Source organism: Actinokineospora diospyrosa, assembly GCF_024171925.1.
Classification (GTDB): domain Bacteria; phylum Actinomycetota; class Actinomycetes; order Mycobacteriales; family Pseudonocardiaceae; genus Actinokineospora; species Actinokineospora diospyrosa.
The window spans coordinates 365,007-384,579 of record NZ_JAMTCO010000005.1 but is presented as its reverse complement, the minus strand read 5'-3'; the positions used below and the strand labels follow the sequence as shown (position 1 = coordinate 384,579).

Sequence of the window (19,573 nt, the reverse complement as noted above, 5' to 3'; positions counted from 1 at the left end):
CTAGGTCAGGCGGCGCACCACGGCGTCGGCGAGGAGGCGGCCGCGGGCGGTGAGGACGCAGCGGCCGGAGGTGAGGGCTGTTGGGTCTAGGAGGCCGTCATTGGCGGCGGACTTGGCCTCGGCCAAGGCGGTAGGGGTAAGAGCGTCGATCGGGAGTCCTTCGGCCAAGCGGAGTTCCAGCAAGACCCGTTCCAAGCGCTGGTCGTCCTCGGTGAGCCGTTCGCGGCCTGCGGCCGGGGAGGCGCCGTTGGCCAGCAGTTCGGTGTAGCGGGCCGGGTGCTTGACGTTCCACCAGCGGATGCCGCCGACGTGGCTGTGGGCGCCGGGGCCCGCGCCCCACCAGTCGCCGCCGAGCCAGTAGCCGAGGTTGTGCCTGCAGCGGGCGGCCTCGTCGGAGGCCCAGTTCGACACCTCGTACCAGTGCAGGCCCGCGGCGACCAGGGCCGCGTCCACCTGCTCGTACCGGTCGGCGAGCACATCGTCGTCCGGCATCGGCAACTCGCCGCGGCGGACTCGCCGGGCCAGGGCAGTGCCATCCTCGACGATCAGGGAGTACGCCGAGACGTGGTCGACGCCTGCCTCCAGGACGGCGTCCAGGGATGCCGCCAGGTCGCTCGGCCGTTCGCCCGGGGTCCCGTAGATCAGGTCCAGGTTCACGTGCCCGATGCCCGCCGCCTTGGCCTCCCGGGCGGCGGCGACCGCCCGGCCCGGGGTGTGGGTGCGGTCGAGGACGGCGAGCACGTGCCGGGCCGCGGACTGCATGCCCAGCGACACCCGGGTGTACCCGGCGTCGGCGATCCCGGCGAAGAACCCCGGCGAGGTCGACTCCGGGTTCGACTCCGTGGTGACCTCGGCGCCCTCGGTCAACCCGAACACCCCGCGCACCGCGTCCAACACCTGGGACAACCCGTCGGCGCCCAGCAGTGACGGTGTGCCACCGCCGACGAACACGGTGTCAGCGGCGGGCGCCGTTCCCAGAACCCGGGCGGCGAGGTCGAGTTCCTGCCGCAAACCCGCGAGCCAGGATTGCGGCGAGGCAGAGGAGCCCAGCTCACCGGCGGTGTAGGTGTTGAAATCGCAGTAACCGCACCGGGTCGCGCAGAACGGGACGTGCACGTACACCCCGAACGGCCGGTCGCCGAGCCCGCGCAGCGCGCCGGGGGGCAGGGAACCGTCGGTGGGCGCGGGGTCACCCTCAGGAGCAGCTGCGGCCATGGTTGCCATCTTCCCAGGTCCACCCGGGCGGCCCAGGTCAGCCGGTCCGAGGTCCGTGACCTGCGTCCCAGCATGCGGATGGCGGTGGACCACACCGTGGACGCGTGGCACGCTGACCCCCATGTCCGCGACTGAGGTCTTCCTGGTGGCCCGCCGCCACGTGGACTTCCAGCGCGTGTCCAGCGCGATGTGCCGTCAGCCCAGCTGACCCGCCGCGCCTACCTCGCATTCAGCAGGCGTCGGGTGCGCCGCTGAGTGATCCCCCGCACCGCCGCCTGGGGTCGTCGTGGCGCGCACGAGCGCCCCGATCCCGGAGGAACCACCGGTGTCCCCCACCACACCCCCCACCCCGGTTTCCCCCACCAAGCCCCCGGCTGCCCGCAAGCCGCGGGGCGAGGGTCAGTGGGCGCTCGGCTACCGCGAGCCGCTGAATCCCAACGAGCGGTCGAAGAAGGACGACAACCCGCTCAACGTCCGCGCCCGGATCGAGAACATCTACGCCCACGGCGGGTTCGACAGCATCGACCCCGGTGACCTGCGCGGCCGCTTCCGCTGGTACGGCCTCTACACCCAGCGCAAGCCCGGGATCGACGGCGGCCGGACCGCGACCCTGGAGCCCGAGGAGCTCGACGACTCGTACTTCATGCTGCGGGTGCGCACCGACGGCGGCGCGGTCACCACCGAGCAGCTCGCGGTGCTCGGCGAGGTGTCGCAGACCTACGCGCGCGACACCGCCGACATCACCGACCGGCAGAACATCCAGTACCACTGGATCCGGGTCGAGGACATGCCCACCATCTGGCAGAAGCTGGAGGGCGCTGGGATGACCACGATGGAGGCATGTGGCGACAGTCCCCGGGTGATCCTCGGGTCGCCGGTCGCGGGCATCTCGCGCGACGAGGTCATCGACGGCACACCGGCGATCGAGGAGATCAAGCGCCGGTTCATCGGCGACCCGGCGTACTCGAACCTGCCGCGCAAGTTCAAGTCCGCGGTGTCCGGTCTGCCCGACATCGCCCACGAGATCCACGACATCGCCTTCGTCGGCGTGGTGCACCCCGAGCACGGCCCCGGCTTCGACGTGTGGGTCGGTGGTGGCCTGTCCACCAACCCGATGATCGGCCAGCGGCTGGGCGCCTGGGTGCCGCTGGAGGAGGTCGCCGACGTCTACGGCGCGGTGATCGGGGTCTTCCGCGACTACGGCTACCGCCGCCTGCGGCACCGGGCCCGGATCAAGTTCCTGGTCAAGGACTGGGGCGCGGCCAAGTTCCGCGCGGTGGTCGAGGACGAGTACCTGCACCGCAAGCTGATCGACGGCCCCGCGCCGGAGGTCCCCGCGGTGCCGATCGACCACATCGGCGTGCACCAGCAGAAGGACGGCCTGTTCTACGTGGGCGCGGCCCCGATCGCGGGCCGGGTGTCGGGGTCGGTGCTGGTCGAGGTCGCCAAGGCGGCCGAGCGGGCCGGGTCGAACCGGGTGCGGTTCACCCCGCTGCAGAAGCTGGTCGTGCTCGACGTGCCCGAGGCCGAGGTGGCCGCGCTGCAGGCGGACCTGGCCAAGCTGGGGCTGCAGAGCACCCCGTCGCCGTGGCGGCGCGGCGTCATGGCGTGCACCGGCATCGAGTTCTGCAAGCTGGCCATCGTCGAGACGAAGGGTCGCGCGCACGAGCTGGTGGCGGCGCTGGAGACCCGGCTGGCCGACATCACCGACGGGGTCACCGCGCCGATCGCGGTGCACATCAACGGCTGCCCGAACTCCTGCGCCCGGATCCAGACCGCCGACATCGGGCTCAAGGGCCAGATCGTCACCGACGACGCGGGCAACCAGGTGGAGGGCTTCCAGGTGCACCTGGGCGGCGGCCTCGGCCTGGACGCCGGGTTCGGCCGCAAGCTGCGCGGGCACAAGGTGACCGGCGCGGAGCTGCCCGACTACGTGGAGCGGGTGGTGCGCAACTACGTCGCCAAGCGGGAAGCCGACGAGCGCTTCGCCCAGTGGGTCGTGCGCGCCGACGAGGACGACCTGCGATGAGCGAGCGGGCGACGCCCTTCTACTGCCCGTACTGCGGCGACGAGGACCTGCGGCCGCAGGAGGAACCGCACGCGGCGTGGCTGTGCGCCGGGTGCAGGCGGGTCTTCACGGTCAAGTTCGTCGGACTGAATCTCTCGGGGGAGGCAGCGAAGTGACCACCACACACCAGGACCTGGCCGAGCGGGCGGAACTGGAGCTGGCCGGGGCGAGCGCGGCCGAGGCGCTGGCCTGGACGGCGGCGACCTTCGGCGACGACTTCATCGTCGCGTCGAACATGCAGGACGCGGTGCTGATCGACCTGGCCTACCAGGCCAAGCGCGACATCGACGTGCTGTTCCTGGAGACCGGCTACCACTTCGCGGAGACCATCGGCACCCGCGACGCGGTCGCTGTGGTCTACCCGGAGGTGCGCATCGTCAACGCCGAGGCCGAGCAGTCCGTCGCCGACCAGGAGGCCGAGTTCGGGTTGCTGAACCAGACGAACCCGACGCAGTGCTGCTTCCTGCGCAAAGTGGTGCCATTGCGGCAAACCCTGTCGCGCTACTCGGCGTGGGTCACCGGGGTGCGCCGGGTCGACGCGCCGACCCGGGCCACGACCCCGATCGTGCAGTGGGACGACCGCAACGGATTGGTGAAGGTCAACCCGATCGCGCCGTGGAGCGACGAGGAGTTCACCCGCTACATCGCCGACCACGGCGTGCTGGAGAACCCGTTGGTGCAGGCCGGTTACCCGTCCATCGGGTGCGCGCCGTGCACGGCCAAGCCGCTGCCGGGGCAGGACGCCCGCAGCGGGCGCTGGGCGGGTACGGGCAAGACCGAGTGCGGATTGCACGGCTGAGGGCGACGGGAACATGACGACACAGCAGACAGACCGGGCCCAACCGCCGCTGGACGCGTTGGCGCGCCTGGAATCCGAGGCCATCCACATCTTCCGGGAGGTGGCGGGTGAGTTCGACCGACCGGTGATCCTGTTCTCCGGCGGCAAGGACTCCACAGTACTACTTCACTTGGCGGTCAAGGCGTTCTGGCCCGCACCCGTCCCATTCCCGCTACTGCACGTGGACACCGGGCACAACCTGGACGAGGTCATCGACTTTCGCGACCGGACGGTCGCCCGGTACGGCTTACGCCTCGTCGTGGCCAGCGTGCAGGACTACATCGATGACGGTCGGCTGCAGGAGCGCCCGGACGGAACGCGAAATCCTTTGCAGACAGTCCCCTTGTTGGACGGCATCACCGCCAACAAGTTCGACGCCGTTTTCGGGGGTGGGCGCCGCGACGAGGAGCGCGCCCGGGCGAAAGAAAGAATTTTCAGCCTACGCAATTCCTTCGGCCAGTGGGAGCCGCGGCGTCAGCGTCCCGAACTGTGGAACTTGTATAACGGCAGGCACCGCGCGGGCGAACACGTTCGTGTGTTCCCGCTGTCCAACTGGACCGAACTCGACGTCTGGCGCTACATCAAGCGCGAGGCGATCGAGCTGCCGTCCATCTACTTCGCGCACACCCGAGCGGTGTTCCAGCGCGACGGTATGTGGTTGACGGCCGGTCCGTGGTTCGGCCCGCGTGCCGACGAGCCCGTCGAGGAGCTGACCGTCCGCTACCGGACCGTCGGCGACGGGTCGTGCACCGGTGCCGTGCGTTCCGAGGCGGCCGACCTCGACGAGGTGATCGCCGAGGTCTCGGCGAGCAGGCTCACCGAGCGCGGGGCCACCCGCGCCGATGACCGGCTCTCCGAGGCCGCCATGGAGGACCGCAAGCGGGAGGGCTACTTCTAATGGGACACACCACCCAGGACCTGCTTCGCCTGGCCACCGCGGGCAGCGTCGACGACGGGAAGTCCACCCTCGTCGGGCGCCTGCTCTACGACACCAAGTCCGTGCTGGCCGACACCCTCGACGCGGTGCACAGGGCCAGCGTGGACAAGGGACTGTCCACTCCGGACTTGTCGCTGCTGGTCGACGGGCTGCGCTCCGAGCGCGAGCAGGGCATCACCATCGACGTGGCCTACCGCTACTTCGCCACGCCCAAGCGCTCGTTCGTGCTCGCCGACACCCCCGGGCACGTGCAGTACACCCGCAACACCGTCACCGGCGCCTCCACCGCGCAGCTGGCCGTGCTGCTGGTCGACGCGCGCAAGGGGGTGCTGGAGCAGACCCGCAGGCACGCCGCGGTGCTGGCGCTGCTGGGCGTGCCCCGGCTGGTGCTCGCGGTCAACAAGGTCGACCTGGTCGACTACGACGAGGCCACCTTCGAGGTGATCGCCAAGGAGTTCACCGACCACGCGGGCGCGCTGGGCTACCCGATCGGCTCGGTGCTGTCCATCCCGGTCTCGGCGCTGGTCGGCGACAACGTGGTGGACCGCTCCGCGCACACCCCCTGGTACACCGGTCCGACGCTGCTCGAGCACCTGGAGACGGTCCCGGTCGAGCCGGACCCGCACGACGCGCCGCTGCGCTTCCCGGTGCAGTACGTCATCCGCACCAACACCGCCGAGCACACCGACTACCGCGGTTACGCGGGCCAGGTCGCCGCGGGCACCGTCCGCCCGGGTGACGAGGTGGTCGTGCTCCCCTCGGGGCTGCGCACCACGGTCGCCCGGGTCGACACGGCCGACGGCGAGCTCGCCGAGGCCGAGGCGGGCCGTTCGGTGACCCTGGTGCTCGCCGACAACATCGACATCTCCCGCGGTGACCTGATCGCCGCGGCCGCCGCGGCGCCGGTCGCGGTGGAGGAGTTCGAGGCGACCCTGGCGTGGCTGTCGGACAAGCCGCTGCGCGCGGGCGCCCGGGTGCTGGTCAAGCACGGCGCCCGGACGGTGCAGGCGATCGTCGGCGAGCTCAACGCCCGCTTCGACGAGCAGAAGCTCACCTCCGTCCCCGACCCGGAGTCGTTGGCGCTCAACGAGATCGGCCGGGTGCTGGTGCGCACGGCCGAGCCGCTGCCGGTCGACGACTACGCGATCAACCGGCGCACCGGCGCCTTCCTCGTGATCGACGCTGCCGACGGATCCACGTTGGCCGCGGGACTGGTCGGCGCGGGTCTGCCCGCGCTGTCCGGCCCCGGTACCCCCACAACCTCGGGCGACCTCGTCTCCCCTGGCCCGTAACACCCGTTCCCCCCCTGGAAAGGCCCCACCGAAGTGAAGCGATCCCGCGTCTTAGCCGCAGCCGCTGTAGCCCTGTCCCTCGCCAGCGTCCTGGCGGGCTGCTCCCGAGCGGCGGAGTCGGGCGATGCCGGCTCCGCTGCCCCCAGCAGCGGCACCCAGAGCGCGGGCAAGGGCCCCGCGGCCGAACTTCGGTTGGGGTACTTCCCCAACGTGACCCACGCCCCGGCGCTGATCGGCCTGGAGCAGGGCCTGTTCACCAAGGAGCTGGGCAGCACCAAGCTGGTGCCGACCAAGTTCAACGCCGGTGGCGACGCCGTCAACGCGCTCTACGGCGGCTCGCTCGACGCGACCTTCATCGGCTCGGGCCCCTCGCTCAACGCCTACGGCAAGTCCGACGGCAAGGCCGTGCGGCTGGTGGCGGGCACCGCATCGCGCGGCGCGCAGCTGGTGGTCAAGCCGGAGATCAACTCCGAGCAGGACCTGGTCGGCAAGACGGTGGTGACCCCGCAGCTGGGCAACACCCAGGACATCGCGCTGAAGAAGTGGCTCGCCGACAAGCAGCTGACCGACAAGGTCAAGGTGCAGAACACCGAGAACGCGCTGGCGCTGGAGGAGTTCAAGAAGGGCAGCGTGCAGGCGGCCTGGCTGCCCGAGCCGTGGTCGTCGCGGCTGGTGCTCGAGGCGGGCGCCAAGGTCCTGCTCGACGAGAAGGACCTGTGGCCCGGCGGCGAGTTCCCGACCACCGTGCTGATCGTGTCCACCACCTTCCTCGCCGACCACCCGGACACCGTCAAGGCGCTGCTCAAGGGCCTGGTGGCCAGCGTCGACGTCACCAAGAAGGACGTGGCGGGCGCCAAGACCGCGGTCAACGCGCAGCTCAAGGCGCTGACCGGCAAGGACCTCAGCGCGCCGACCATCGACCGCGCGTTCACCAACCTCAACTTCACCCTCGACCCGTACGCCGCGCTGCTGCCGCAGCTGAGCAAGGACGCGGTCACCGCCAAGGTCGCCCAGAAGGAAACCGACGTGAAGGGCTTCCTGGACCTGAAGCTGCTCAACGAGGTGCTGGCCGCCGCGGGTCAGCCCCCGGTTGACGCGGCGAACCTGGACAAGAAGTAGGACGCGGGCGCGAGGAGAGGGGCGCGAGATGGCAGTCGCACTGGAGAAGCCGGTCGAGACCGACGTCGCCGTCCGGTTGGCCGACCTGCACAAGGTCTTCGGCACCGGCCGACAAGCGGTGGTCGCGTTGGACGGCATCGACCTGGCGGTGCGACCAGGGGAGTTCGTGTGCCTGGTCGGCGCCTCCGGGTGCGGCAAGACCACGCTGCTCAACCTGATCGCCGGGCTGGAGCAGCCGACGTCGGGCAAGATCACGCTCACCACCTCGCGCCCCGCGGTGATGTTCCAGGAGCACGCGCTGATGCCCTGGCTCACCGTGCAACGCAACATCGAACTGCCGCTGCGCCTGGCCGGGGTGGGGCGCGCCGAGCGCGCCGCCAAGGTCGAGGAGCTGCTGAGCCTGGTGCGGCTGGAGGGCACGGGGCGCAAGCGCCCGCACGAGCTCTCCGGCGGCATGCGCCAGCGGGTCGCGCTGGCCCGCTCGCTGGCCTCGGCGATCCAGGGCTCCGCGGACGGCAAGCACGCGCTGATGCTGATGGACGAGCCGTTCTCCGCGCTCGACGCGATCACCCGCGACCTGCTGCAGGCCGAGCTGCTGCGGGTGTGGCGGGCGACCGGGACCGCGGTCGTGTTCGTCACCCACGACGTCCGCGAGGCGGTCCGGCTGGGCCAGCGCGTGGTGCTGCTGTCCTCGCGGCCCGGTCGGGTCGTGGACCAGTGGGACGTCGACGGGCTCACCGGGTCCGACGAGCTGGCGGCGGTCGACACGATCGCCGCCAAGCTGCGGGAGGTGATCAGCTCCCATGCCGCGGCTTGACGAGACCACGCAGAACGAGAAGGTGACGGCGGAGGCCTCCGCCGCGGAGGTCGACGGCGCGATCGGCGGCCTCGACGCGCTCGACGCGCCCACCTCGGGCCCGCAGCGGTCGCGGGCCCGCCGGATCAGCGCGGCGCTGCTGCCGCCGATCGGGGCCGCGGTGCTGTTCGTCGTGGTGTGGCAGGCGGTGTGGGCGACCGCGTGGCTGCCCGAGCACCAGCTGCCGTCGCCGTCGACGGTGTTCGACGTGTTCTGGGGCCTGGTCGAGACCGGCCAGGTCTGGGAGTTCCTGTGGACCTCGGTGCACCGGGCGGTGATCGGGTTCGTCATCGCGCTGGGCATCGCGACCCCGCTCGGGCTGCTGCTGGCCAGGGTCAAGCTGGTCCGCGCGGCGATCGGCCCGCTGGTGTCGGGTCTGCAGAGCCTGCCGTCGGTGGCCTGGGTGCCCGCCGCGGTGATCTGGTTCGGCCTCACCGACACCACGATCTACATGGTGGTGCTGCTGGGCGCGGTGCCCTCGATCGCCAACGGCCTGGTGGCGGGGATCGACCAGATCCCGCCGATCCTGCCCCGGGTGGGCAAGGTGATGGGGGCGGGCACGCTCGCCAACGCGCGGCACATCCTGCTGCCCGCCGCGCTGCCCGGTTACCTGGCGGGCATGAAGCAGGGCTGGGCGTTCTCCTGGCGGTCGCTGATGGCCGCCGAGCTGATCGCCTCGTCGCCGGAGCTCGGTGACGGGCTCGGCCAGTTCCTGCACAACGGCATGTCGCTGTTCGACATGCCGATGGTGATCACCGGCATCCTGCTGATCCTGATCGTCGGGGTCGGCATCGAACTGGTGGTCTTCGCACCGCTGGAGAAGGTCACGCTCAACGCCCGCGGGCTCCGGAAGAGCTAGGTACCAGTGCACTCGATCCCCCTTGTCGGTGTCGCCCACGGCAGCCGCGACCCCAGGTCCGCGGTCGCCGTGGGCGAGCTGATCGACTCCGTTCGCGCCCTGCGTCCCGAGCTGGACGTCCGCGGCGCGTTCTTGGACCTGTCGACGCCGCCGGTGCTCGAAGTGCTCTCCGGCCTCTATGCCGAAGGGCATCGCTCGGTTGTCGTAGTGCCGTTGCTGCTCGGGCGGGCGTTCCACGCGCGGGTAGACCTGCCTGGGCTGCTTGAAGAAGCTCGTGGGCGGATGCCTCACCTGTCGACGACGGTGAGCGACGTGTTGGGCCCGGATCCCAGGCTGGAAACGGCTCTGCTGGGTCGGTTGGCGGAAGTCGGGGCGCTGCCGGGGGATCCCGAGCTGGGAGTCGTTCTAGCGGCTACCGGGTCCTCCCACGCACCGGCCAACGCGCGGGTCGTGGAGATCGCGGAGCGGTGGGCGCACACCCAGGGGTGGTCCGGGGTGCGGGCGGCGTTCGCGTCCGCGGCGACGCCTGACGTCGCCGCCGCCGCGGCCGCGTTGCGGGCCAGGGGTGCCCGGCGGATCGCGGTCGCGTCGTACTTCTTGGCGCCGGGGCTGCTGCCGGACCGGGTCCGGGCGATGGCCGGGGACGCCGCGGTCGCCGAGCCGCTCGGGGCGTCGGTGGCCGCTGTCGTGCTGGAGCGCTACGACGAGGTCACCACCACCGCCCAGCGCACGGCGTAGCGCTGCCTTACGGGCGCGGGTTTTCCACCCGTGCGGCCGGTCCGGTCGCGCTGGGGGTCCCGGGCTTGGACCGTGTGGGTGGGCCCATGAGCGGATGTGTCGAGCTGGGGGTCGCCCGCATGGACGGGCGAGCCACCACCGCGTCGCGGTGAACAAGCACCCTTGAACCGAATACGTGCGTGGGCATTTGCCGATTCGGCCGAACAGCGCAACGATGAGTGGGCCGCGCGGCCGAATCCTTCCCAACACGCCAAGTTGAGGTGCTCAGATGAAGCGCGCCCTGTCCGTCGTCGCCCTCGTCGCACTCCCGCTGGTGGCGCTCGCCCCACCCGCGTCCGCCGTCCCGGTGACCGTGAACTACGCCTGCCAGGCCACCGCCCTCGGCTCGACCTACCCCGCCACCCTCACCCAGCCGCTGGACGTGAGCACGCCCGCGAGCGTCGCCTCGGGCGGCTCGCTCAGCGTGGTGTACGACCCCCAGACGGCCACGCTCCCGTCCACGGTGGGGTCGTTCACGCTGGTGGCGGTGCAGAACCTGACGTTCAAGGTCCCGGTGCCCGCGAACTCGACCTACGTGTCCAGCTCGCTGTCGGGTGGTTCCGGGGTCGGCACGCCCACCCTGACCGTGTCCGGCGGGGTCGCCACGCTCGCCACGACCGGGTCGATCCCCGGCGGCGGCACGTTCGAACTGCCGACGATCACGCTCAACCTCACCGCGGGCGCGCCGGGCACGATCCAGACCACCTTGTACGGCACGAGCTTCGCCAACCCCGGGCTCACCGCGACCGGTGTGGTGCGGGTTCCGCTGCTGGGCAACGTGAACGTGCCCGCGTCCTGCTACCCGAGCCCGAACCCGGCGATCACCACGACCACCGTCGTCTAGCCGGGTGACCGCTTGACCGTGTGACCGAGACCGCAGGACGCCTGCCCGGCGTCCTGCGGTTCACATACCCCCCAGGGGTATAGTCGCCTGCATGGAACACGCATCGGCGCACCCCTGGCGGCAGGCGATCAGCGCGACACTGCACTGCTTGACCGGCTGCGCGATCGGCGAGGTGCTGGGGATGGTGATCGGCACCGCGCTCGGCTGGTCGACCCTGCCCACGGTCGTGCTGGCGATCGCGCTGGCCTTCGGCTTCGGCTACGCCCTGACCATCGGCCCGGTCCTGCGCGCGGGCGTCCCGGCCGCCCGCGCGCTGCGGATCGCGCTCGCCGCCGACACCGTGTCGATCGCGGTGATGGAGGTCCTGGACAACACCGTGATGCTCGTCGTACCCGGCGCGATGGACGCGGGCTTGACCAGCGCGCTGTTCTGGTTGGCACTGGCGTTCTCGCTGGTGGTGGCCTTCGCGCTGACCGTGCCGGTGAACAAGTGGCTCATCGGCAGGGGCAAGGGTCACGCCGTCGTGCACTCCTACCACCACCACTGACGCCGTTAGGGTGGGCGCCATGGCAGACGAGCTGGTGCACTACGCGGTCGAGGCGGGCGTCGCGACGATCACCCTGGACTCCCCCGGCAACCGCAACGCGCTGTCGGCGCAACTGCGGCGGGAGCTGCGCGAGCACTTGAGCACCGCGACCGGCGACGACGCCGTCCGGGTCATCGTGCTCGACCACACCGGGCCGGTGTTCTGCGCGGGCATGGACCTCAAGGAGGCAGGCGGCGCGTCGTCGGCCGCCCAGGGGGTCCAGGAGTTCCCGGCGATCCTGCAGCAGATCTGGGACAGCCCCAAGCCCGTGGTGGCCAAGCTGGCGGGCCCGGCCCGCGCCGGTGGCGTCGGCATCGTCGCCGCGGCCGACATCGCCGTCGCCGCCGACACCGCGACGTTCGCGCTGACCGAGGTCCGCATCGGCGTGGTCCCGGCGATCATCTCGGTCACCATGCTGCCCCGGCTGCTGCCCAGGGCCGCGCACGAACTGTTCCTCACCGGCGAGCAGTTCGACGCGGCCCGAGCGGTCCAGATCGGCCTGCTCAACTCCGCGGTCCCCGGCGCCGACCTCGACGCCGAGGTCACCCGCTACACCTCGATGCTCGCCCTCGGCGGCCCCATCGCATTGGCGGCCACCAAGGCGGTGCTGCGCCGCGAGCGCCCCGCCGACATGGCGACCGACTTCGCGCGGATGCTGGAGCTGTCGGCGGGGTTCTTCGCGAGTGAGGAAGGCCAGGAGGGCATCACGGCGTTCGCGCAGAAGCGCAAGCCGCGCTGGGTGCCCTGAGCTTTAAGTGGCTTGTCGAGGCGTATCCCGCGGTGCAGGTTGGCAGTGCGGTTGGCTCGGCGGGGCGAGGTATCCGTGTGTCCGCGCTGGGCTGGGAGTGCGTGTGGCTCGGCGGGGCGGGTATCCCGTGTGGCCGCGGGTGGCGGGGAGTGCGGTGGGCTCGATGGGGCGAACTTGTTTTGCGCGGGGCCCCTACGACACCCGTGGCAGGTCCGCAAAGCAGGGGCCGAAAAGACTGGCCCTGCCGCGAGGAAACGCTACGGGTGCCGTCCCCCCACGCAAAACAAGTCCGCCCCATCGAGCAGAGGGGGGTGGTGGGGCCGCGTCGGACCCACCAGAGCAAAGCCGAAAGCATGGCCTGTCCGCGTACAGCGCTACGGGTGTTGCTGCCCCGCGTGAGACGAGTCCGCTCTATGAGCCGGTCGGGCATCGTCGGGGATGTGGGTCGACCAGCGCCTCGGTGAGGGTCAGCTGATCTCGACGGCCAGGGAGCGGCCGGGGGTGGCGAAGCCTTCGACCGCGTCGTCGAGGACCTCGCGGATGCCGGCGTAGCCGGTCGGGTCGGCGCCCGCGAGCACCTCGGAGTCGGTCCACACCAGCTTGATGTCGCCCTCGGGCAGCCACGACAGGTCGGTGAGGCAGTCGTAGAGCGCGTCGAGGTTGTGGCCGAACCAGTCCGGGAAGGACAGTGCGCTGGCCAGGGTGGTGAACATGGCGCGCTTGCTGCGGATCGCGGTGCCGTCGATGACGTACTCGCCCTGGCCGCTCATCGGGTGGGGTCCACGGTCACGAAGGTGGCGTAGTGGTCGGCGGTGTAGAACAGCTCGCTGCCCGCTCCGGTGATCAAGCGGCGCGCGCCGCGGTCCTGGCTGCCTGGGGTGGGCACGGTGTACTCCCGGTAGTGGTCGGGGGCTCGGTCGGGCAGGCGCCGCTCGCGGTTGGCGAAGGTCTTGCCGTCGTTGGCCGGGTAGGGGAACGGTCCGCCGCGTTCGATCAACCGCCAGGTGGCGGTCGCCTCCGGCGGCAGGCTGGACAGGGGAACGGGCGCGGACGCGTCGGTGCCTGCGTCCCTGATCAGCCACCCTGCCAGTACCAGCAGGACCAGACCGACCAGCGCCACTGTGATGCGTCTGCGCGAACCCACCCGGAGAGCCTACGAATCGACTTCCTGGCGTGAACCCAGGGGCGTCTCGTCGCGGGAAGAACCGAAGCGGGCCGAGGCGTAGTCGACCACGCGGTCGATGAACCAGGCCAGCACCACGCACAGCGGCAGCAAGATCGCCATCACCAGGGCGAACTGCAGCGGGAACGACAGCTGGATCAGCCACAGCTCCACGTCGTTCCACCAGTCGGACAGCCCTCGCAGCACGGGTCGAGCCTAGACCTAGGCGCTCTCCTGCGAGTCTGGTGCGTGGGATCGGTGATCCGCGTGGTTCCTGGGCGCGCGGGCGGGAAGCCGCTCGTACTGGGTGTACTTGGGTTTTCCGCCCGTGCGGTCAGGGGCCGCGCGGGCGCGGATAGCGCGTGCCGGACTCGCAGGAGAGCGCCTTCCCACTTTTCGGGGGCGATCGACGGCTCTGGTGGTTATGTTCGACTCCATGTTCGCCGTTTACGCCAGTGCGCCCAGCCCGGATGACCCGCTCGCCGCGCTCGTCATCGGGGAGCGCCCGGACCCCGAGGTGCCGGAGGGGTTCGTCGCGGTCACCGTGCGGGCGGCCAGCCTCAACATGCACGACCTGTGGACGTTGCGCGGGGTCGGGATCAAGGCGGAGCGGTTCCCGATGATCCTGGGTTGCGACGCCGCGGGGGTGCTGGCCGACGGGACCGAGGTGGCCCTGCACTCGGTGATCGGCGACCCCGCGTGGTCCGGCGACGAGACGCTCGACCCGAAGCGGACGCTGCTGACCGAGGAGCACCAGGGGACCTTCGCCGACACGGTGGTGGTGCCCGCCCGCAACGTGCTGCCCAAGCCCACCGGGCTCTCGTTCAGCGAGGCCTCGTGCATGGGGACGGCGTGGCTGACCGCCTACCGGATGCTGTTCGTGAAGTCGGACCTGCGGCCGGGCCAGACCATGCTGGTCCAGGGCGCCTCCGGCGGGGTGTCGACGGCGCTGATCGAGCTGGGCCGGGCCGCGGGCATGCGGGTGTGGGTGACCGGCCGCACCGAGGCGAAGCGGGCCCTGGCCGCGGAACTGGGCGCGCACGGGACCTTCGAGTCCGGCGCGCGCCTGCCCGAGCGGGTCGACGCCGTCTTCGAGACCGTCGGCAAGGCGACCTGGCAGCACTCGATGCGCGCGCTCAAACCGGGCGGGGTCATCGTGGTCTCCGGCTCCACCAGCGGCCCCGACCCCAGCGCCGACCTGCAGCGGCTGTTCTTCCTGCAACTGCGGGTGGTCGGGTCGACGATGGGGACGCGGGAGGAGCTGGCCGACCTGCTGCGGTTCTGCGACCTGACCGGGATCAAGCCGCGCATCGGGACCGAGCTGCCGATGGCGCGGGCCCGTGAGGGCTTCGAGCAGATGCTGGCTGGCGAGACCGCCGGGAAGATCGTCTTCACCCGCTGAGCGAGGTGACCCCCGCGTGGAACCGGTCGATGAGCGGCCACGTGGTGTCGCGGGCGGCGCGGCCGGTGAGCACGCCCAGGTGCCCGCCGGGGGCGGTGCTGAACCTGGCCCGCCCGGGGAGCAGGTCGACCAGGGCGCGGGCGGCGCGGGGCGGGGCGATCGCGTCGTCGCGGCCCGCGATGACCAGGGTGGGCTGGGTGATGTCGGCGAGGTCGATCCGGGTGCCGTCGAGGGTGGGTGAGCCGGTGGCGAGGGCGTTGGCGAGGAAGAACTCGCGGTAGATCTGGGCCACGGCGCGGCCGGGGTAGCCGACCATGCCCGCGGTGAACCGCTCGACGGCCTCGACCTGGGCGAGGTAGTCGCGGTCGGCGAGGTTGGCGGCGACCGCGAACGGCTTGGTGAGGTGCTTGTCCAGCGCGCTGATCTGGAACGCGCGGCGCACCAGCGGGGCCGGGATGCCGCCTAGGGCGCGGGAGAGCGCTGGGATCGCGATCCGGCCGGTCAAGGCGTCCAGCGGTCGCAAGGGGCGCAGGAGCGGGATCGCGGAGAAGTCGAACGGACTCGCGACCACGGTCAGCGACGCGATTGGGTGCGCGCCCGCGCGAGCGGCGGTGAGCGCGGCCAGGATCCCACCCAGACACCAGCCGACGACGTGCACCGGCTTGCCGCCGGAGTGCTCGTGGGCCGTGCGGACCGCTGTGGGCAGCACCTCGTCGATCCAGTGCTCCAGCCCCAACTCCCGATCAGCGAAGGCGATCTCGCCGTACTCGACGCCGTAGGTGGGCCTACCCGCAGTGACCAAGTGCTCGACCAGGCTACACCCTCGACGCAGGTCGAAGCAGGAGTCGGGCACAGCGAGCGGCGGCACGAGCAGCACCGGTTCACCTCGCCGGGATACGCCAACCGGCCGGTGATACGCGTAGACCGAACGAGCCCGGCCCTCGTTGAGGAGCGTGCGCGGAACGGGCCGATGATCGGCGAGGGTCCCGAACAGCGCCCGCCGGGCCACGTTGCCCGCGGCGGCGCGCACTGCGTCCAACGTGATCACCGGCGACCTCCCATTTACCTACTTGTGAGTAAAGTAAGCCTGATCCGCGACCCGCGCACCCCGTGTCTGTGGGCAACCGCACACGGCTACCCGAGCACGCCGAGCCTGCGCGCCAAGTCGCTCGCCGCCGTGCGCGCCTCGACCGCGAGCTCGCCCAACAACTCGGCGACCGGCACCTCGCGCGCGAAGCGGTAGGCCTGCCCGGCCCACAGGGACATCCCGTCGACGTCGCCCGCCTTGCCCGCCGCCGCCCGCATCGGGCGGGTGAGGTTGTGCAGGTCCGGGTAGGCGCCAGGAGCGTCCGGGTGCTCGGTGATGAACCGGTTGACCAACCCGCGCGCGGGCCGTCCGGTGAACGCGCGGGTCACCGTCGTCTCCCGCCCACCCGCGGCCAACGCGGCCCGTTGCGGGGCGGCGGTACCCGCCTCGGGGCAGCGCATGAAGACCGTGCCGAGCTGAGCGGCCACAGCGCCTGCCGCGAGCACAGCGGCGACATCCGCACCGCTGGTGAGCCCGCCAGCGGCGATCAGGGGCAGGTCCACCTCGGCGGAGATCAGCCGCAGCGCGGGCAGCAGGTCATAGAGCGGACCGCCACCGGGATAGGCGGGGTCGTCGATGAACACGCCCCGGTGCCCACCTGCGGCAGCGCCTTGGACGCAGAGCACGTCCGCGCCGCGCTCGGCCGCCGCCACAGCCTCCTCTGGCGTGGTCACGGTGACCACGACGAGCGCGCCCACCGCCTTCAGCCGCGCGACGTCCTCGACCCGGGGCAGGTTGAAGGTGAACGACACCACCGGCACCCGCGCCTCGACGACCGCGTCGACCTTCGCCGCGTAGTGGTCGTCGTCCCAGTCCGCGGCGCCCGCCTCGACGCCGTAGCGCGCCGAGGCCTCCGCGCGCACGGCGTCGCGGTACGCCGAGGTGTCCTGAGTGGACTTCGCGCTCGGCGCGAAGATGTTCACACCGAACGGTTTCCCGGTCAGCTCCCTGGTCCGCGCGATCTGCTCGCGCAGCGCGTCGGCGGTGACGTACCCGGATGGGAGGAAGGCGAACGCGCCCGCGTCCACGGCTGAAGCGACCAGGGCGGGCGAACTCACCCCGCCCGCCATGGGGGCGACGACGATCGGCACGGCGAGCTCGGTGATCACACCGCCGACCGTACCGCCGGCTCAGCCGCCGCAGCCACCACCACCCCCGCAGCTGCTCCCGCCACCACAGCTGCTGCCGCTGCTGCAACTGCTCCCGCTGCTGCAGCTGGAACCACTGCTGCAACTGCTGGAGGTGTTCGTCGAGCCGTAGCCGGTGTAGGCCTGCTGCTGGGCGAGGATCCCGGACACGTCCTCGTCCGGGTAGGCCATCAGCCCGTACAACGCGACCGGGGCGAGGACCCCGACGCCGAGCACCCCGGCGGTGGCACCCGCCGAGCGAGGCAGCCGCGCCCGGAACCGGTTGAGCTCAGCGCGGCCGTGCCGGGTGGGCGATTGCCTGGTCCCACCGACGATGCCCCGGGCGATGGCCCACAGCACCAGGGTCGCCGGGAGCGACAGCACGAGGTACAGGACCGGCCTGTCCAGGCTGATCCCGTTGACCAGCCGCGCGATCGCGACGACGAAGAGCACGCCGAGCAGCAGGTGCACGCGCCTGCCCCACCGCTTGCCCGGGCTCAGGTAGCCGCGCGCGACCAAGCCCTGCCCCAATCGCCGCACGAGGTCGCTGTCGCGCAGGCCGAGGCCGCTGCGCGAGAGCTTGCGCGAGGAACCGATGCCGCGCAGCACCTCGTGCTGCACCGGGTCAGCGGGCCCGGTCCCGGTCGGCGCGACCGACCCGTCCCGGCTCAGCCGCACCGAACCCCGGCCGATCAGGCCCGCCAACGCGGTCTGCTCCACCCGGGCCGGTCCACCGGCGAGCATGGCCAGCTCGTACGGGTCGAGCTGGCTGGTGTCCCCGGCGGCGGCGTTGCCCGCCCGCGCGGCCGCCACCACCCGCACCAGCACGGCCAGCACCAGGACCGCCGCGACCGCCGTCCAGTACGCGGTCAGGAACTGCTGGCCGGTGAGGCCCCACGGTTCGTCCATCTGTCCTCCTCCCTCAAGCGACGCGCTCAGTGTGCAACACGAACGGGTGATCGACGTGCGATTCGGCGACCACCGGTTACATTCCGGGCATGTTCACCGTGGACGACGCCATCCGGATCGCCCGAGCGGCGCACGGCGCCCAACTCGACAAGTCCGGGCGCCCCTACATCGAGCACCCGCTGCGGGTCATGGCCAGCGTGACGAGCGAGCACGAGCGGATGACCGCCGCCCTGCACGACGTCGTGGAGGACACCGCCGTCACCCTCGCCGACCTGGCCGCGGCTGGCTGCCCACCCGAGGTCGTGGCCGCGGTCGACGCCATCAGCAAGCGCCCCGAGGAGACCCAGGTCGAGTACCTGACCCGGGTGGTCGCCAACCCCATCGCCCGCGCCGTCAAGCACGCCGACATCGCCGACAACTCCGCCCCCGCGCGCCTGGCCCAACTCGACCAGGCCACCCGCGACCGGCTCCGGCTGAAGTACGCCACCGCCCTGGACTTCCTCGCGGCACACTGAGTTCATTCCTCCCACCACACTGGGCTGATTCCTCCCACCACACTGGGCTGATTCCTCCCACCACCCACCCCCTCATCCCCACCCGGCACCGTCCCCGACCTGGCGGGACACCTTCCGGGACCGCCCCCGACCTGGCAGGTCACCTTCCGGGACCGTCCCCGACCTGGCAGGTCACCTTTCGGCACCGTTCCCGGCTGGGCAGACCGCTCTCCGGCACCGTCCTCCGCTTGGCTGGTCCCCCTGCTGCCTGGTCACGTCGGTTGTCCACTCCCGACTGGTCGATTCCACCCACCCCGTCCCAGGCTGGTCGGGCTGGTCGGCTTTCCGACTGGAGGACGCGACGGCGGGGCGCGGGTTGTCCGTCAGGCGCCGCCGCGCGCGTCCAGCTCGGCGATCGACTTCTTGGTCGCCACCACCCGGAACGACTGGTCGGCGATCTCGGTGATCTCGGCCCAGTCGACCGCGCGGTCGAGGTACACGCCCAGCCAGCCGCGGTGCCCGACGTAGGGCGGGCGGAAGAACCGGTCCGGATCCTCCGCGACCATCTCCTCCTGCACCCCGGGCGGCGCCGCGCACCAGAACCCGAGCCGCTCGCCGTGGTGCTCACCGACGAACGAGACGAACATCCCCTTGTCCCCGCGGGCGAACCACGACGGGGACCCGTGGCTGACCTTCTCGGTCACCCCCGGCAGGGCCAGGCAGATCTTCCGCAGCCGCGGCAGCGGATCAGAGCGGGTCATCGGGTCTCCCTTTCCTCGCACACCCGTCGAGGACCAGAATCGCGCATGGGACCGACATGTGTCGGAAGTTGTCCACAGGCGAGGGAGACCAGGGTGCGCGGACAGGCGAGCGGGACGTTCACAGTGGACGCGTGGGAGCCGGAAAGCCCCTACGACCAGCGCGATGGCGTCGACCTCGGGCACACGGTGATCCGCAAGACGTTCTCCGGCGGCCTGGTCGCCACCAGCGAGGTGCACATGACCAGTGCCGTCGTCGCGGCCGCCGGGTCGGCCGCCTACGTGGCGATCGAGCGGGTCGAGGGCACCCTGGACGGCCGCCGGGGCAGCTTCGTGCTGCAGCACTCGGCCACCGCGGACAGCTCCGGGCAGTCCCTCGTGGTCACCGTCATCCCCGGCACCGGCACCGGTGAGCTCTCCGGGCTCACCGGCACCCTGGAGATCACCAAGAACGGCGACGAGCACACCTACGGCGTGGAGTACGCCCTGCCGTAG

24 protein-coding genes are annotated in these 19,573 nt (G+C 71.4%); 16 read left to right on the top strand and 8 right to left on the bottom strand.

The features are described from left to right. A complete protein-coding gene (hemW, locus tag LV75_RS11215) occupies nt 1–1,215 on the bottom strand; it encodes a radical SAM family heme chaperone HemW (protein WP_253886750.1) in 1,215 nt (404 codons plus the stop codon). Between hemW and LV75_RS35865 the strand changes: the two genes are divergently transcribed. The 13 genes from LV75_RS35865 (at nt 1,214) to LV75_RS11155 (ending at nt 12,139) form a co-directional block, all read left to right on the top strand. Then, a complete protein-coding gene (locus LV75_RS35865) occupies nt 1,214–1,423 on the top strand; it encodes a putative leader peptide (RefSeq protein ID WP_372504159.1) in 210 nt (69 codons plus the stop codon). The two genes, hemW and LV75_RS35865, sit on opposite strands and share 2 nt — an antisense overlap. Nucleotides 1,424–1,540: 117 nt before the next feature. Next, the gene (locus tag LV75_RS11210; protein ID WP_253886749.1) at nt 1,541–3,244 is read left to right on the top strand and encodes a nitrite/sulfite reductase; all 1,704 of its coding nucleotides are present in this window, start codon (nt 1,541–1,543) and stop codon (nt 3,242–3,244) included. Then, nucleotides 3,241–3,399 carry a hypothetical protein gene (locus tag LV75_RS11205; protein WP_026423058.1) on the top strand — a complete coding sequence of 53 codons (159 nt, stop codon included), beginning with the start codon at nt 3,241–3,243 and terminating at the stop codon, nt 3,397–3,399. Before LV75_RS11210 ends, LV75_RS11205 begins: the two co-directional genes overlap by 4 nt. Beyond that, entirely contained in the window at nt 3,396–4,082 is a 687-nt protein-coding gene (locus tag LV75_RS11200; protein ID WP_253886748.1) for a phosphoadenylyl-sulfate reductase, read from the top strand. Before LV75_RS11205 ends, LV75_RS11200 begins: the two co-directional genes overlap by 4 nt. A gap of 13 nt (nt 4,083–4,095) precedes the next feature. After that, nucleotides 4,096–5,019: a sulfate adenylyltransferase subunit CysD gene (cysD, locus tag LV75_RS11195; protein ID WP_253886747.1), complete on the top strand. Its 924-nt coding sequence runs from the start codon at nt 4,096–4,098 to the stop codon at nt 5,017–5,019. Continuing rightward, entirely contained in the window at nt 5,019–6,350 is a 1,332-nt protein-coding gene (locus LV75_RS11190) for a sulfate adenylyltransferase subunit 1 (RefSeq protein WP_253886746.1), read from the top strand. Before cysD ends, LV75_RS11190 begins: the two co-directional genes overlap by 1 nt. Before the next feature lie 33 nt (nt 6,351–6,383). Beyond that, a complete protein-coding gene (locus LV75_RS11185; RefSeq protein ID WP_253886745.1) occupies nt 6,384–7,469 on the top strand; it encodes an ABC transporter substrate-binding protein in 1,086 nt (361 codons plus the stop codon). 28 nt (nt 7,470–7,497) lie between these two features. Beyond that, nucleotides 7,498–8,286 carry an ABC transporter ATP-binding protein gene (locus LV75_RS11180; RefSeq protein WP_253886744.1) on the top strand — a complete coding sequence of 263 codons (789 nt, stop codon included), beginning with the start codon at nt 7,498–7,500 and terminating at the stop codon, nt 8,284–8,286. Then, on the top strand, nt 8,273–9,184 hold the full coding sequence (locus LV75_RS11175; RefSeq protein WP_253886743.1) for an ABC transporter permease: 912 nt from the start codon (nt 8,273–8,275) through the stop codon (nt 9,182–9,184). Before LV75_RS11180 ends, LV75_RS11175 begins: the two co-directional genes overlap by 14 nt. Nucleotides 9,185–9,199: 15 nt before the next feature. Beyond that, nucleotides 9,200–9,922, top strand: a complete 723-nt coding sequence (locus tag LV75_RS11170; RefSeq protein WP_372504166.1) for a sirohydrochlorin chelatase — start codon at nt 9,200–9,202, stop codon at nt 9,920–9,922. A 268-nt stretch (nt 9,923–10,190) separates the two neighbouring features. After that, nucleotides 10,191–10,805, top strand: coding sequence for a cyclase (locus LV75_RS11165; protein WP_253886741.1), 615 nt, complete (start codon nt 10,191–10,193; stop codon nt 10,803–10,805). Between the two features lie 91 nt (nt 10,806–10,896). Continuing rightward, nucleotides 10,897–11,352, top strand: coding sequence for a DUF4396 domain-containing protein (locus tag LV75_RS11160; protein WP_253886740.1), 456 nt, complete (start codon nt 10,897–10,899; stop codon nt 11,350–11,352). A 19-nt stretch (nt 11,353–11,371) separates the two neighbouring features. Further along, nucleotides 11,372–12,139: an enoyl-CoA hydratase family protein gene (locus LV75_RS11155; RefSeq protein WP_253886739.1), complete on the top strand. Its 768-nt coding sequence runs from the start codon at nt 11,372–11,374 to the stop codon at nt 12,137–12,139. A gap of 467 nt (nt 12,140–12,606) precedes the next feature. On the opposite strand, the gene LV75_RS11150 is transcribed toward LV75_RS11155, so the two are convergent. Genes LV75_RS11150 through LV75_RS11140 form a run of 3 tightly spaced genes read right to left on the bottom strand, consistent with a single transcriptional unit; the run spans nt 12,607 to nt 13,508 of the window. Beyond that, a complete protein-coding gene (locus LV75_RS11150) occupies nt 12,607–12,909 on the bottom strand; it encodes a barstar family protein (RefSeq protein WP_301318975.1) in 303 nt (100 codons plus the stop codon). Continuing rightward, nucleotides 12,906–13,283, bottom strand: coding sequence for a guanyl-specific ribonuclease (locus tag LV75_RS11145; RefSeq protein ID WP_253886738.1), 378 nt, complete (start codon nt 13,281–13,283; stop codon nt 12,906–12,908). The genes LV75_RS11150 and LV75_RS11145 overlap by 4 nt, the downstream gene beginning before the upstream one ends. Nucleotides 13,284–13,292: 9 nt before the next feature. Further along, on the bottom strand, nt 13,293–13,508 hold the full coding sequence (locus tag LV75_RS11140; protein ID WP_204450936.1) for a hypothetical protein: 216 nt from the start codon (nt 13,506–13,508) through the stop codon (nt 13,293–13,295). A 229-nt stretch (nt 13,509–13,737) separates the two neighbouring features. Between LV75_RS11140 and LV75_RS11135 the strand changes: the two genes are divergently transcribed. Further along, nucleotides 13,738–14,703, top strand: a complete 966-nt coding sequence (locus LV75_RS11135; RefSeq protein WP_253886737.1) for a zinc-binding dehydrogenase — start codon at nt 13,738–13,740, stop codon at nt 14,701–14,703. Here the strand turns inward: LV75_RS11135 and LV75_RS11130 are convergent. The 3 genes from LV75_RS11130 to LV75_RS11120 all read right to left on the bottom strand — a co-directional run bounded on the left by LV75_RS11130 (nt 14,693) and on the right by LV75_RS11120 (nt 17,826). Continuing rightward, nucleotides 14,693–15,748, bottom strand: coding sequence for an alpha/beta fold hydrolase (locus tag LV75_RS11130; RefSeq protein ID WP_372504165.1), 1,056 nt, complete (start codon nt 15,746–15,748; stop codon nt 14,693–14,695). The genes LV75_RS11135 and LV75_RS11130 overlap by 11 nt on opposite strands. Before the next feature lie 89 nt (nt 15,749–15,837). Beyond that, complete coding sequence (locus LV75_RS11125; RefSeq protein ID WP_253886735.1) at nt 15,838–16,899, bottom strand: nitronate monooxygenase; 1,062 nt, start codon at nt 16,897–16,899, stop codon at nt 15,838–15,840. Between the two features lie 21 nt (nt 16,900–16,920). Next, nucleotides 16,921–17,826 carry a TIGR04222 domain-containing membrane protein gene (locus tag LV75_RS11120; protein WP_253886734.1) on the bottom strand — a complete coding sequence of 302 codons (906 nt, stop codon included), beginning with the start codon at nt 17,824–17,826 and terminating at the stop codon, nt 16,921–16,923. Between the two features lie 89 nt (nt 17,827–17,915). Here LV75_RS11120 and LV75_RS11115 point away from each other — a divergent pair, with 89 nt between their 5' ends. Next, on the top strand, nt 17,916–18,341 hold the full coding sequence (locus tag LV75_RS11115; protein ID WP_253886733.1) for a phosphohydrolase: 426 nt from the start codon (nt 17,916–17,918) through the stop codon (nt 18,339–18,341). Nucleotides 18,342–18,703: 362 nt separating this feature from the next. On the opposite strand, the gene LV75_RS11110 is transcribed toward LV75_RS11115, so the two are convergent. Then, on the bottom strand, nt 18,704–19,081 hold the full coding sequence (locus LV75_RS11110; RefSeq protein ID WP_253886732.1) for an MmcQ/YjbR family DNA-binding protein: 378 nt from the start codon (nt 19,079–19,081) through the stop codon (nt 18,704–18,706). A gap of 93 nt (nt 19,082–19,174) precedes the next feature. Here LV75_RS11110 and LV75_RS11105 point away from each other — a divergent pair, with 93 nt between their 5' ends. Continuing rightward, a complete protein-coding gene (locus LV75_RS11105; RefSeq protein WP_253886731.1) occupies nt 19,175–19,573 on the top strand; it encodes a DUF3224 domain-containing protein in 399 nt (132 codons plus the stop codon).

Coding starts and splice junctions, on each gene's coding strand:
- LV75_RS11155 (WP_253886739.1), top strand. CDS start 11,372: ATGGCAGACGAGCTGGTGCACTACGCGGTCGAGGCGGGCGTCGCGACG.
- LV75_RS11115 (WP_253886733.1), top strand. CDS start 17,916: ATGTTCACCGTGGACGACGCCATCCGGATCGCCCGAGCGGCGCACGGC.
- LV75_RS11180 (WP_253886744.1), top strand. CDS start 7,498: ATGGCAGTCGCACTGGAGAAGCCGGTCGAGACCGACGTCGCCGTCCGG.
- hemW (WP_253886750.1), bottom strand. CDS start 1,215: ATGGCCGCAGCTGCTCCTGAGGGTGACCCCGCGCCCACCGACGGTTCC.
- LV75_RS35865 (WP_372504159.1), top strand. CDS start 1,214: ATGGTTGCCATCTTCCCAGGTCCACCCGGGCGGCCCAGGTCAGCCGGT.
- LV75_RS11150 (WP_301318975.1), bottom strand. CDS start 12,909: ATGAGCGGCCAGGGCGAGTACGTCATCGACGGCACCGCGATCCGCAGC.
- LV75_RS11135 (WP_253886737.1), top strand. CDS start 13,738: ATGTTCGCCGTTTACGCCAGTGCGCCCAGCCCGGATGACCCGCTCGCC.
- LV75_RS11175 (WP_253886743.1), top strand. CDS start 8,273: ATGCCGCGGCTTGACGAGACCACGCAGAACGAGAAGGTGACGGCGGAG.
- LV75_RS11110 (WP_253886732.1), bottom strand. CDS start 19,081: ATGACCCGCTCTGATCCGCTGCCGCGGCTGCGGAAGATCTGCCTGGCC.
- LV75_RS11190 (WP_253886746.1), top strand. CDS start 5,019: ATGGGACACACCACCCAGGACCTGCTTCGCCTGGCCACCGCGGGCAGC.
- LV75_RS11165 (WP_253886741.1), top strand. CDS start 10,191: ATGAAGCGCGCCCTGTCCGTCGTCGCCCTCGTCGCACTCCCGCTGGTG.
- cysD (WP_253886747.1), top strand. CDS start 4,096: ATGACGACACAGCAGACAGACCGGGCCCAACCGCCGCTGGACGCGTTG.
- LV75_RS11160 (WP_253886740.1), top strand. CDS start 10,897: ATGGAACACGCATCGGCGCACCCCTGGCGGCAGGCGATCAGCGCGACA.
- LV75_RS11120 (WP_253886734.1), bottom strand. CDS start 17,826: ATGGACGAACCGTGGGGCCTCACCGGCCAGCAGTTCCTGACCGCGTAC.
- LV75_RS11205 (WP_026423058.1), top strand. CDS start 3,241: ATGAGCGAGCGGGCGACGCCCTTCTACTGCCCGTACTGCGGCGACGAG.